An 11997-nucleotide genomic window follows, 5' to 3' on the forward strand; every position below is an offset into this window, starting at 1 on the left:
TCCTCATGTCCGGTCAGCAGGCGACGGGCAAGACCACGACGGCGCGAGCCCTCGCCAGGCAGCTCGATCTGCCGCTGCACGCCAGCCACGACCTGCGGGCCGCGATGGGGCTCGCCTCGGGCGAGCTCTACCGGCCGGACATGCGGGACGAGGTTTACGAGCGGCTCTTACGCGGGGTGACGGAGTCTGGTGCGGTGCTGGACGCCTCTTTTCTCCGATCGGCATATCGGGCGGCCGCATATCGTCTCGCGGAACGTTCGCGGCTCGTCGCCGTTGTTGTGGAGTGTCAGGCGAAAGTCTCTGACATCGCGTTTCGGACACGTCGTCGCCTTGGTGTGCCAGGCCCGGAAAACCAGGGTGATCGTATGCTGTACTATCATCTTCGATCCGCCGAAACCGATCCACTGAGACAGGATGGTGCAATCGAGCACCTCCGCTTCGACACATCGGCGAACACCGTCACCGTGATCCGCTCGACGAGCCCGGCGACCACGTGCGTTGAGCGGGTTCTGCGGTCGTTGTCTCTTCTTGGCGGCCCGGGTGAATGATACGGTTCGGTCGCCGGGCATCGACGGCTACACGCTCTTCGAATAATGGAGGGTATTCCCGTGGAATCGCCGAAATACTCAAGAAGCGACGCGTTCGTGGTGCGCCCCGATGAAAAGGGTGTCATCTACGAGTATCCAAACCAGTCCCATGCGCTTCGGATGTCCTATATGGAGGTCAACGGTCGCCGTCCCGGCGAGCCGGGCAAAGCTTTCCTGGAAGAGGACTGCACGTTCGCCATCTACATCATCGACGGCGCCGGCACGATCTGGATCGAGGGTGAGGAGTTCAAGCTCGGCGCCCAGGACGTCGCCACCGTGCTGGCCGGAAAACGCTGGTACATCGAGGGCAACCTGAAATACGTGACGGCGACCACGCCGGCCTTCTACCCCGAGCAGTCCACGATGGTCGACGTGAACCCCGGCTGACACCCCGGGAGGTGGTCATGGCTCCACCGGATGCGGACCTCTTGCTGGAGTCCTTCAGCCGCGGCGAACCTCTGCTGCCACCGCGCACCGCCTACGTCAACGTCGTCAAACGGTGCAACGCCGGTTGCGGATATTGCGCCGACTGGACCGCGCCCCGTGATCCGCGGCTCGACCCGCCGCTGGAGCAGCTGGCTTACCTGTTCGGAGAGTTACGCCGCCTGGGCGTCGGCGATCTGGTGGTCAGCGGCGGAGAGCCGTTCTTACGCCGTGACCTCCCCGCCGTGCTGGAAGCGGCGCTCGAGTGCGGATTCGGGATCCGGGTGATCTCCAACGGCTCCCTGATCACCCGGGACCACGTGAGAGCCCTCGTCGGCCTGGGGATCACGAAGGTCGGCATCTCCATCGACAGCCTGGTTCCTGACCGGCTCATGGCCATCCGAGGGCTGAAGGTCGCTCGCGTGCGTCGGACCATCGAGATCCTTGCCGGTGACGAGCGGACCAGGCCGCGGGTGGCGCTCTACGTCACCATCACCAGGGCCAACCTCGACGACCTGATCCCCCTCGCCGACTACGCCCGCCGGCTGGGGATCGCTGTGCAGTATCAGCCGGTCCACTTCGCCGGTACCGGCCTCGACGACCATATCCTGACCCATCTGTGGCCGGCCGAGCCCGATCTGGCCCGGCTGGACGGAATCATCGCCGAACTCGTCCGCGGCGCACAGGACGGCACGCTCCCCATCAACAGCAGGCCGGACTTCCTCCAGCAGATTCCCCGCTTCTTCCGCGACCGAACCTTTCATCCGGAACGATGCACGGTGGCCTACACCGATGTCGTGATCGACCAGGACCTCAATCTGCGTCCCTGCTGGTCCATGCCGGCCGTGGCCTCGCTCGCGCAGCCGAGGTTCGATCTGGTGCGGATCTGGCGATCTCCCGAGATGCGGGCGGTTCGAGAGGAGATCAAACAGGATCGTTGCCCTGGCTGCCTGTTCAGCTGTCATATGAACAAACCGCACATATCGCTGAACAAGGCACGCTCGTGACCGCCTCGTCCCGGAGGCTCCTGCTCGTTCAGCTGTACAGCTCACTACAGCCTGCCGATGCCGAGCCCCTCTCCGTGGCCACGCTGGCCTCCGCGGTCCAGGACCTGACGGAGGTCGAGGTCCGTACGGTCAACCCGGTGACCGACCCACGGGCGGTGAGCGACTTGGTGGCCTTTGTCCGCCGCGAACGGCACAAACTGGTCGGCCTGTCCGTACCCCAGGGCACGTACGACACGGCACTGGAGATCATCGAACGGCTGCGTGCGCTACGGTCGGCGCGGGGCCACCCCGAGGTCCTGCTGGGGCATGCCCTGCCGACCCACCTTCCGGAACGTTTCCTCGGCGTCGACCCGGACGTACTGATCATCCGTGGCTGGGGCGAGAACGCGCTCCGTGCCTACCTGTCCGGGCAACCGCGGCATCGGCTCGCCGACGTTGTGTTCATGGAGTGCGGAGAACTCGTGCGCACCCCCGCCCGGTCGGACGGCCAGCCGGTGTACCCGCCTCCGTTGCGGGTGGACGGCGACTATTTCCGCCGGGTCGAGGCCAGCCGCGGCTGCCAGTTCGGCCGGTGCACCTTCTGCACGCGGCCGCCGGGACGGGCCGACCAGTGGAGCGCCACCGCGCGGGAACGGATCGCCGCCGACCTGTCGGCGCTGGCCGCGATGGGGGTGCGCCGCTTCACCTTCACCGACGAGGACTTCCAGCCCGGTGCCGGGATCGCCGCACTCGTACGGGACCACGGACCGTTCACCTACACGGTCTCGATGCGGGTGGACACCCTGATGGGACGCCAGGGGGATCGACAGGGGATGACGACCTCGGAGGCGGAACTGGCAGACCTGTACGACTCGGGTCTTCGCCAGGTGTACCTAGGTGTGGAGACGTTGTCCAGGTCACAGATCCGGCGTTTCGGCAAGCGGGCCACCGCCGACCATGCGATCAGCGCGGTGCGGCGCCTGGTCCGTCGCGGTTTCGACGTGGAGATCGGGCTGATCCTCTTCGACCCTCTCGTCACGCTGGAGGAACTGGCGGAAAGTGTTGACCTGATGCTCTCCAGCGGGTTGTGGCGGCACGCGGGCGCACCGTTCGGAAAACTGCGGATTCAGGTCGACTCTCCGATGGCGCGCAGTCGCCGCCTCGCACCGATGCTGACCACGATGGATCCCACCATGATGTCCTATTCCTGGGACTACGCCGACCCGCGCGTGGCTCGGGCGTGGCAGGTGGGGCTGGACTGGTGGAGCGGGCTGGAGCAGGCGTACCAGCTGATCCGCAATGTGGTCAGGACGGGTCGTGACCGGCCGGATCTCCTGCGCGTGGCCACCTCCGCGCTGCTGATGTTGCGCGCGTCGAGCTTCCAGGTGCTCCGGCTCGCGATCGAGAGCATCCGGCGGGGCGAGGCCGGGCTGGAGGCCGACACGGTCGCCTCGTTGGTCGAACGGCGGGAACGAGCGCTGTCAGCGGTGAACGCCGCGTTCGGCGAGGGCTCGGACCGGGTGACGACGCGCCGGCTGGTCGAGGAAATTCACAAGATCGCTATGAAGGAGAGAATAGATGGCTTTTGATCCCTCCTTCGAAGGGTTCGAGGGAATTGCGGGTGTCGATGGTGAGACAACCGGCCGTGATCCCTTCTTGGCGAAAAACCCCGACACCTTGTGGGAGTACGCCATCGTCATTCCCCACGAAGGGGCGAGGCTGGAGCGGGTCTGGGAGTTCTGGCCGGAGGCGGTCGCCGACCCGGAGTTCCTGGCTATGAGCAACTTCTCGCGCCGGCACCATCCCCGCCTGCGGGAGTGGGGCGCCGCCACCTTGGGGACCGACGGATCATGGCGGCGGACCTCCCGGCGGGAGGCGGCGACTGAGATCGCCGCGTTGCTGCAGGGCAGACATATCGTGGGCATCGTTCCCGGGTTCGACGACATGTTCCTCAGGGCGCTTTTATGTGAATACGATCTGCGACCCTCCTATCACTACCATGTCATTTGCGCAGAGGTTCATGTCCGCGGATTCATTCACGGCTGGCACGCGGCGCTGGCGGCCGCCGCTGAACGGCTCGAGAGACCGGCGGCGGGGCTGGTGGCGGAGCTCGCCGGGCCACCGCTGGAGGTGACGCGCGCTCCCTGGGATGCCGACCGGCTGCTGGCCGCGGTGGGCGCCGAACCGCCGCAGGGCATCGAGCGGCACTCCGCGCTGGCCGACGCGCGGTGGGCGTTGGAGGCGTACCTGCTCGCGCAGGCGCCCGGCCCATGGCCGCGCTCAGCGGGCGGCCCCACCCTGTGACGGCAGCTTCCGGGCGGCCGGACGGGCGGACGGCGTCGGCCCGGCCAGGGCGGAGCCGGGATCTTCGCCGACGCGGCGCCGCGGCACTGGCGACCCCGCTGCTCCCCGGCCGTGGCGTCCGTGAGCCGGACGCGGCGGTGCGCTGACGAGGCCAGGCCACCGCCGGACGGAGGCATCTCGCGATGAGACGCCGGCCGCGGCCGGCGCCCTGTGATGATCAGGGCGTGCCGGTCAGGCGAGCAGCTCCAGCACCCGTCCCGCCTGCCGCTCCCACGTCCCGGCCGGGTTGCGCGCGGCGAACGGTCCCTCGGGCCCGAGCGTGGAGAACCAGACGAACGCGATCAGCCGCCGGAAACCCAGCACACGGGAGCGCTCCACCCGCGTGAGCCCGATGTGGTCCAGCAGCCGCGCCGCGTCGAGATCGCCGTCGAGCCGCGAGACGTGCTCAAGGAGGTCGCCCAGCTCGAACGCGCGGTCGCTGCGCCCGGAGTCCTCCCAGTCCAGCAGCCGGATCCGGCGGTCGTGGGCGTCCCACAGGTAGTTGGCGCGATTGCCGTCTCCCTGCCCGAGGACCGGAGGGAACGGGTCGGCGAGCAGCTCGTCCGGGTCCGGGCCCGCCAGCCATGCCGTCCCCTGCGCGTGCGCCCTCCGCACGACGGGGTCGTCCCCGGGACCGGGCCGCCGCCCGGCGGTCCAGGCCCAAGCCTTCGCCACGGCCGTGGCCGGGGACCACACGGCCGGTCGCATGGACGACACGACTCCGGCGGGCACCGCCTCGCGCAACCGGCCAAGGGCCTCGGCCAGCGCTTCGATCTGCTCGTCCGTCGTACGCTCGCCGCGCAGCGGGATGCCCGGCAGCCGGGACATCGTCACGCTCGGGGGCATCGCGTCCAGGGCGGCCTCGACCGGCGCCGGGGCCAGGCCGGGCGCGTACGCGCCCAGCACGGTCAGCGCCTCCCACTCCCGCAGGGGCTCCTGCCGCTCCCACGACCGGTAGCGTTTGACCACGACGTCGTCGCGGAGTTCGAGATCGTGGGTGGCGAACCGGCCGCGTGTCACCGGCCGCGGCCCTGGCCAGGCGGCCGACCGCGGGGAGCATCCGGAGGTGTTCGCTCGTCGATCATCACCTCACCGGATCATACGGGCCGCGGCGGAGATCTTCGCCGCCCGATGTCCGGATCGGCGTCGCCCGTTCGTCACGTTGCTGAGAACACGACACAAAGGAGCATAGACATGAAGTACATGATGTTCGTCTGCAGCGACACAGCACCGGACACCGATAAGTCGGAGATGCCTGACATCGAGGCGTGGGTGGCGGAGAACGACGCTCGCGGCCGGCGCCTCGACGGCGACGCGCTGGCACCCACGTCCGCGGCCACGACCGTACGCGTGCGCAACGGAGAGCTGCTGGTCTCCGACGGGCCGTTCACCGAGACCAAAGAGGTGATCGTGGGATACGACCTCCTCGAATGCGCCGACCTGGACGAGGCGATCGAGGTCGCGCGGACCCACCCCATGGCGCGGGCGGGACGGCTCGAGCTGCGCCCGTTCACCGGCCAGGACGGCCCGCCACGTGACTGACGCGGATCCTGCCGGCGACGGCGCGGCGATGACTGGCGGAGACGCGGTGCGGACGGGCGCCGGCCCGGCGCGAACCGGTGGTGGCGCGGCGCGGGCGGGTGGCGATGCGGCGGCAGCCGTCGCCGTCGCGGGCAGGGACAGCTTCGCGCGGATCGTCGCCGCCCTGATCCGCGTCACCGGGGACTGGACGCTGGCCGAGGACTGCGCGCAGGAGGCGCTGGCGCTCGCCCTCGAACGCTGGCCCGCGGACGGCGTGCCCGCCAACCCGGGCGGATGGCTCATGACGGTGGCTCGCAACCGCGCGGTCGACGCCCTGCGACGGGCGTCGACCGAGCGCCGCAAGCTTGAGGAGGTGGCGGCGCTCGCGCTCGCCGGCCCCGGCCCCGGCACCGGGAAGGAGCAGGTCGTGGACGACCGGTTGCGCCTGATCTTCACGTGCTGCCACCCCGCGCTTCCCCTGGAGGGCCGCGTGGCGTTGACGTTGCGCACGATCTGCGGGGTGCCGACCGCCGACATCGCGCGGGCCTTCCTGGTCAGCGAGTCCACCATGACCCGTCGCCTGACCAGGGCCAAGACGAAGATCGCCGATGCGGGCATCCCGTACCGGGTGCCGGCCGGTCCGGCGCTCGCCGAACGGCTGTCCGGCGTCCTGGCCGTGCTCTATCTGCTGTTCACGCGCGGTTACGACGCGGGGGGCGAGCCCGCCTTCGCGGACGAGGCGATCCGGCTGGCCCGGCTGCTCGAACGGCTCATGCCGGATGAGCCGGAGATCTCCGGGCTGCTGGCCCTGTTCCTGTTCCAGCACTCCAGGCGCGATGCCCGCCGCGACGGCGACGGCGACCTGCTCACCCTCGACCGGCAGGACCGCTCCCGCTGGGACCACTCCGCGATCGCGGAGGGCCTGGCCGCCCTGGCAAGGACACGGCAGGACAGAGCGCAGGCGCGGCGCGGCGGCGCCGGGGCGGGGAAGGACAGTGCGGGGGTGCGCCTGGCCGGTCCCGCGGCGGGACCGGACGGCCCGTACGTGCTGCAGGCCAGGATCGCGGCCTGCCACGCCACCGCGGCGTTCGCCGACGCCACCGATTGGACGGCCATCGCGGCCTGCTACGACGCGCTCGTCCGGATCCAGCCCTCCCCGGTGATCCAGCTGAACCGGGCCGTGGCTCACGGGTACGCGTACGGTCCGGCGACGGGCCTGGAACTGCTGGCCGCGGCCCGCGCCGGTGGCGCGCTCGACGGCTACCCGCCCGCGCTCGCAGCCGAGGCCGACCTCATCGCCCGCGACGGCGGCAGGGACCGGGCCGCGGCCCTGTTCCGGCGGGCCGCCGCGCTCGCCGACGGCGAAGCCGAACGCCGTGCCCTGCTGGACCGGGCCGACCGGCTCCTCGCGTAGCCGGTCACAGGGACGACCAGGGCGGGTCGGGCGGTCACCACGAGCGCACGCGGGAAATCGATTACTTCGTGGGCCGGTCGTCCGCCACCCCGTACGAGGACGCCCGGAACAGGAAGGAGGCCCAGGAGCGGTACGGCCGCCACGCCTCGGCCAGCCGCCGGTAGGCGGCGGGCGGCGCGTCCTCCGGCAGTCCGTACGCCTCCCGCAGGATGGCGAACAGGCGCGGCTCGTCACCGGGGAACGCGTCGGGCGCGCCGGCGCCGCGGATCAGGATGAGACCCGCGGAGAACGGCCCGACCCCGGGCAGGGCACGGAGCTCGGCCAGGGCGTCGGCGGGGGAGAGCGAGCGCAGGTGCTCGGTGGTGAGCACGCCGTCGAGGGCCGCGCGGGCCAGGCCGCGCAGCCACTCCTCCTTCTGGCCCGGCAGGCCGAGACCGCCGGCGTCCAGCAGGGACACGGGCGGAGGAAAGGCCGCGTACGTCCGCCCCTCCACGGTGACCCGGGCGCCGTGACGCTCGGCGATGCGCCGCTTGAGCCGGGAGGCGATGACCATCGACGACCGCTGCACGATCACCGCCCAGCAGGCCGCCTCCCACGGGGTCCAGAAGCACACCGGCCGCAGGCCCGGGCTGCGCCGCTGCAGGTCGCCGAGCACCGGGTCGGCCTCGCCGAGGTCGGCGAAGCCGGAGCCGTCCACGTCGAGGGAGAGGATGCGCGCCACCTCGCCCCGGATGTCCGGCCCGGCGGGGCGGGTGGTGGTGACGGTGACCCCGCCGGGCGCGGCCGTCGCGGTCACCCCGATCGGCAGCCAGTCGGCCTCCGCGTTGTAGGCGAAGCGCAGCGAGCGGCCGTCGGACGGCAGCGCGCTGGTCGCCGGCCACTCCTCGACGAAGCGCAGCGAGGCGCCGAAGTCGAACGGGCCCCCGGCGGTGAGCGTGAAGTCGTACGTGGTCATGCGCGAATGGTAGGGGCGGCACGCGCGTCCTTCGCAGCCGGCACGGGGGCGTGGGCGGCCCGCGGCAGGGTGACCGACACCTCGAGGCCGCCTCCCCTCCGGGCCCTGGCGGCGTAGCGGCCCAGGTGGGCGTGGGCGATCGCGGCGACGATGGACAGGCCGAGCCCGTGCCCCTGTCCTGCCCCGCCGGCCCGGTCGGGGGCATGCCTGCGGAACGGCTCGAAGAGCGCGGCCACCACCTCGGGGGCGACGCGCGCGCCGCCGTTGGCGACGTGCAGTGTCACCGAGCCCGGCCCGGCCTCCGTGCGCACGTTGATCCAGCCGCCTTCGGCGTTGTGCCGGACCGCGTTCTCGACGAGGTTGCCGGCCAGCCGTTCCAGCAGCACGGGATCGCCTGACAGGGAAGCCGGGGCGAGCGCGTGCGCGAGCCGCAGGCCCTTGAGCTCGATGTCGCCCGCCGCCGCCGCGAGGGCGTCCCGTACGGCCGCCGCGAGGTCGACGGGCTGGTAGCGCTCGATCCCGCGCTCGCTGCGGGCGAGGGTGAGCAGGCTGGCGATGAGATGCTCGTGGCGCCGGGTCGCGGCGCGGATCCGCCGGGCCATGGTCAGCAGCGACTCCAGCGAGGGGCGCGCGAGCGCGACGTCGACGGCGGCGCGCTGCACGGTGAGCGGGGTCCGCAGTTCGTGCGAGGCGTTGGCGACGAAGCGGCGCTGCGCCTCGAACGCCGCGGCCAGCCTGCCGAGCATGGCGTCGATCGTGTCGGCGAGCTCCTTCAGCTCGTCGCGCGGGCCTCGCAGATTGATGCGCTCGTCGAGGTTGTGCGTCGACAACCGCCGCGCGGCCGCGGTGATGTCGCGCAGCGGGCCCAGCACCCGTCCCGCCATCACCCACCCGAGCGCCGTCGCGACGATCGACACGAGCGCGAGAGCGAGCACGGACTGCGTGAGCAACTCGCTGAGCGCCTCGGCCCGCTGCTGGGCGAGCGCCTCGACGATCCGTTCACGGATGGATCCGGGATCGTTCGGGTAAGGGGTCAGGACGGGCGGATCCGGCCGGGGGACGCCCTGGCCGCGCGCCTGCAACTGCCGCGCGAACAGCCCGTACGTGATCGTGAGAAGCAGCACGCCGACCGCCACGAACAGCCCGCCGTACAGCACGGTCAGGCGCAGCCGGATGGTGGCGGCGGGACGCAGCCGGGCGATCGACCCCGCCGCCGTCATGGCCGGCCGATCCGGTAGCCCGCGCCGGGCACGGTGTCGATGACGCCCGGCTCGCCGAGCTTGCGGCGCAGGCGCATCATCGTGACCCTGACGGTGTTGGTGAACGGGTCGGTGTGGGCGTCCCAGACCCGTTCCAGCAGCTCCTCGCTGGTGACGACGGCTCCGCGCGCGCCCAGCAGCACCTCCAGCACGCCGAACTCCTTGAGCGTCAGGTCCAGGGGCCGCTGGGCGCGGGTGGCGACGCGGCGCGCGGTGTCCACGGTGAGGTCGCCGTGCGCGAGCACGGGCGGGAGCGCTGGGTTGGACCGCCGCGCCAGCGCGCGGATCCGCGCCACCAGCTCTGCGAAGGCGAACGGCTTGGCCAGGTAGTCGTCGGCGCCCAGGCCGAGCCCCTCGACCCGGTCGTCAAGCGTGTCCGCCGCGGTGAGCATGAGCACCCGCGGGTGGGCGCCGCCCGCCACCAGCTCCGTGCACACCTCGTCGCCGTGCACGTCCGGCAGGTCGCGATCCAGCACGACGACGTCGTACCGGTTGACCGCGAGCTGCTCCAGCGCGCTCGCCCCGCCGAACGCCGCGTCCACCGCCATGCCCTCGGCCCGGAGCCCTTCGAGCAGGATCTCCACCAGATCCGCCTGGTCCTCCACGACCAGCACCCGCATCGCCACCTCCGCCGCGCGTCGCCTCTGCCTCTCCACCCTGGCGGCGACCCGATAACACGGGCATAACGCGCGCGGTGTTACGCCCGTGTTAGCGGCGCCGCCGGAGACTGCCTGGCGACCGACAGGGAGGAATCACATGAAACATCTGGTGGCCGTCGCGACGGCGGCCGTACTCCTGGCAGGGCTCGGCAGCGCGGCGTACGCCGCGACGCCGGGCGTCACCCCTTCCCAGGCCTTCTCCGCGGGCCCGCCGCAATGGGGCGAGGTGCTGTACGGCGAGACCGTGACGCGCGACGACGACGGCCGGACGACGGTGCGCAACCACCAGCGGGGCCGGATCGCCGAGGTCTCGGGCACGTCGATGACGGTCAGGAGCGCCGACGGCACGAGCTGGACCTGGGTGCTCGGCGGCGACACCGAGGTGCGCGCGGATGGGAAGGACGACGCGTCCGTGTCCGACCTGAAGGCGGGCGACGACGTCATGGTCGCCGGCACGCGCGAGGGCGGCAGGCGGACCGCGTCCTTCGTGACGAGCCCGCCGCCGGACCTCGGCGAGCTGCGGGAACGCCTGAAGGACCTGCGGAAGGGAGGCCTGCCGCACCCGCGTGGCCTGGACCTGCCCGCGTTCCGGTCGTGACGGCGGCCCCGTGGCGCGGCGGTTCCGCTCTCGCCGCGCCACGGGGCGACGTCCCGCGACCGGCATGGCATCGTGAGACCCGGACCGCCGAGGAGAGGAGCCCGGGTTCCCATGGCCGAGGAGATCGTGCTGCAGGACACGCCGCATCGCCGGGTGGTGCGGGTGGGCGACACCGTGCGCAGGCCGGTCCAGCCCTGGACGCCGGCGGTCCACGCGCTGCTCCGGCATCTGGAGGGTGTCGGGTTCCCCTACGCGCCGCGGGTGCTCGGGATCGACGAGCGGGGACGCGAGGTTCTCACCTATCTGGAGGGTGAGTCCGGGCCGCGGAGCTGGGCGAAGGTGGCCGGCGACGCCGGGCTTGAGACGTGCGCCCGGTTGTTGCGCGCCTACCACGACGCGGTCGCCGGCTTCGATCCGCCGCAGGAACTCGTCTGGCACACGGGGCAGCGCGGGCTCGACGGCGGCGAGGTGGTCTGCCACGGCGACTTCGGGCCGTGGAACATCGTCTGGCAGGGGGACGTCCCCGTCGGGATCCTCGACTGGGACTACGCCCGGCCGGCGGAGCGCCTGCACGACGTCGCCTACGCCCTGGAATACCTCGCGCCCTTCCGCGACGACGCCGAGTGCCTGCGCTGGCTGCGTTACCCCGAGCCGCCCGACCGCCGCCACCGGGTGGAGGCGTTCGCCGCCGCCTACGGCCTCGCCGGCGCCGCCGGCCTGGCCGACCGGGTGATCGACGTCCAGCGGGGCGTGGCCGCCCTCGTCCGCACGATGGCGGAAGCGGGGCACCAGCCGCAGGCCCGGTGGGTCGAGGAGGGATACCTCGACGAGGTGGGCCGCAGGATCGCCTGGAGCGTGGCCAACCGGCCGCTGTTCCCCTGACCCGCGAACGGCGCTGGAAAACCGACGACCTGGGCGAACATCATGGGTTCAGGTGGGGGTAGGGGGCGACCGTAGCCTGAAAGAAACGGGGAAACGGTCATGAGCCGCATCGGAGAATGGCTGAAGAAGGCGGAGAACCTGGCCAGGGGGCACTCCAAGCGGGCCGACCAGGTGCTCGACCGCGCCGAGCAGTACGCCAAGGAGCGCACCGGGCACAAGTACGACGAGCACATCAGCAAGGGGGCGGACACGGTGCAGCAGCGCTACGGCGGCGGCGCCGCGGGCTCGGAAGAGGAGCGGCGCGCCCAGCAGGAGCAGCAGGGGCAGGCGGGTCAAGAGGAGCAGCAGCGCAGGCCGCCGCAGGGCTGAG

The 11997-nt window shown here is 71.7% G+C and carries 14 protein-coding genes; 10 read left to right on the forward strand and 4 right to left on the reverse strand.

What is annotated here, in order from left to right; genetic code table 11:
• The first annotated feature begins 5 nt into the window (after nt 1-5).
• From ABGA98_RS40840 to ABGA98_RS40860, 5 genes are read left to right on the forward strand one after another with little or no spacing between them, the layout of a single operon-like run.
• Nucleotides 6-548 (forward strand): AAA family ATPase, encoded by a 543-nt coding sequence (locus ABGA98_RS40840; protein WP_347623848.1) that lies wholly within the window; start codon nt 6-8, stop codon nt 546-548.
• A gap of 60 nt (nt 549-608) precedes the next feature.
• Entirely contained in the window at nt 609-974 is a 366-nt protein-coding gene (locus ABGA98_RS40845; RefSeq protein WP_347623849.1) for a hypothetical protein, read from the forward strand.
• A 17-nt stretch (nt 975-991) separates the two neighbouring features.
• Nucleotides 992-2017: a radical SAM protein gene (locus ABGA98_RS40850; protein WP_347623850.1), complete on the forward strand. Its 1026-nt coding sequence runs from the start codon at nt 992-994 to the stop codon at nt 2015-2017.
• Complete coding sequence (locus tag ABGA98_RS40855) at nt 2014-3585, forward strand: radical SAM protein (protein ID WP_347623851.1); 1572 nt, start codon at nt 2014-2016, stop codon at nt 3583-3585. Before ABGA98_RS40850 ends, ABGA98_RS40855 begins: the two co-directional genes overlap by 4 nt.
• Complete coding sequence (locus tag ABGA98_RS40860; protein WP_347623852.1) at nt 3575-4300, forward strand: hypothetical protein; 726 nt, start codon at nt 3575-3577, stop codon at nt 4298-4300. The genes ABGA98_RS40855 and ABGA98_RS40860 overlap by 11 nt, the downstream gene beginning before the upstream one ends.
• A gap of 231 nt (nt 4301-4531) precedes the next feature.
• Here the strand turns inward: ABGA98_RS40860 and ABGA98_RS40865 are convergent, their stop codons facing one another.
• The gene (locus ABGA98_RS40865; protein ID WP_347623853.1) at nt 4532-5359 is read right to left on the reverse strand and encodes an aminoglycoside phosphotransferase family protein; all 828 of its coding nucleotides are present in this window, start codon (nt 5357-5359) and stop codon (nt 4532-4534) included.
• Nucleotides 5360-5533: 174 nt separating this feature from the next.
• Here ABGA98_RS40865 and ABGA98_RS40870 point away from each other — a divergent pair, with 174 nt between their 5' ends.
• Complete coding sequence (locus ABGA98_RS40870) at nt 5534-5881, forward strand: YciI family protein (protein WP_347623854.1); 348 nt, start codon at nt 5534-5536, stop codon at nt 5879-5881.
• A gap of 28 nt (nt 5882-5909) precedes the next feature.
• Nucleotides 5910-7274: a sigma-70 family RNA polymerase sigma factor gene (locus ABGA98_RS40875; protein WP_347623855.1), complete on the forward strand. Its 1365-nt coding sequence runs from the start codon at nt 5910-5912 to the stop codon at nt 7272-7274.
• 61 nt (nt 7275-7335) lie between these two features.
• Here ABGA98_RS40875 and ABGA98_RS40880 read toward each other — a convergent pair whose 3' ends face one another.
• The 3 genes from ABGA98_RS40880 to ABGA98_RS40890 are packed head-to-tail and all read right to left on the reverse strand — an operon-like array spanning nt 7336 to nt 10108.
• Complete coding sequence (locus ABGA98_RS40880; protein WP_347623856.1) at nt 7336-8229, reverse strand: hypothetical protein; 894 nt, start codon at nt 8227-8229, stop codon at nt 7336-7338.
• Nucleotides 8226-9449 carry a HAMP domain-containing sensor histidine kinase gene (locus ABGA98_RS40885; RefSeq protein ID WP_347623857.1) on the reverse strand — a complete coding sequence of 408 codons (1224 nt, stop codon included), beginning with the start codon at nt 9447-9449 and terminating at the stop codon, nt 8226-8228. Before ABGA98_RS40885 ends, ABGA98_RS40880 begins: the two co-directional genes overlap by 4 nt.
• Entirely contained in the window at nt 9446-10108 is a 663-nt protein-coding gene (locus ABGA98_RS40890; protein WP_347623858.1) for a response regulator transcription factor, read from the reverse strand. Before ABGA98_RS40890 ends, ABGA98_RS40885 begins: the two co-directional genes overlap by 4 nt.
• A gap of 136 nt (nt 10109-10244) precedes the next feature.
• Between ABGA98_RS40890 and ABGA98_RS40895 the strand changes: the two genes are divergently transcribed.
• The 3 genes from ABGA98_RS40895 to ABGA98_RS40905 all read left to right on the forward strand — a co-directional run bounded on the left by ABGA98_RS40895 (nt 10245) and on the right by ABGA98_RS40905 (nt 11996).
• Nucleotides 10245-10745, forward strand: coding sequence for a hypothetical protein (locus ABGA98_RS40895; protein WP_347623859.1), 501 nt, complete (start codon nt 10245-10247; stop codon nt 10743-10745).
• 111 nt (nt 10746-10856) lie between these two features.
• Entirely contained in the window at nt 10857-11627 is a 771-nt protein-coding gene (locus tag ABGA98_RS40900) for an aminoglycoside phosphotransferase family protein (protein WP_347623860.1), read from the forward strand.
• A gap of 99 nt (nt 11628-11726) precedes the next feature.
• On the forward strand, nt 11727-11996 hold the full coding sequence (locus tag ABGA98_RS40905) for an antitoxin (protein WP_347623861.1): 270 nt from the start codon (nt 11727-11729) through the stop codon (nt 11994-11996).
• Nucleotide 11997 lies beyond the last annotated feature (1 nt).

The sequence above is a fragment of the Nonomuraea sp. B1E8 genome, from assembly GCF_039871515.1.
In the GTDB taxonomy this organism is placed as follows: domain Bacteria; phylum Actinomycetota; class Actinomycetes; order Streptosporangiales; family Streptosporangiaceae; genus Nonomuraea.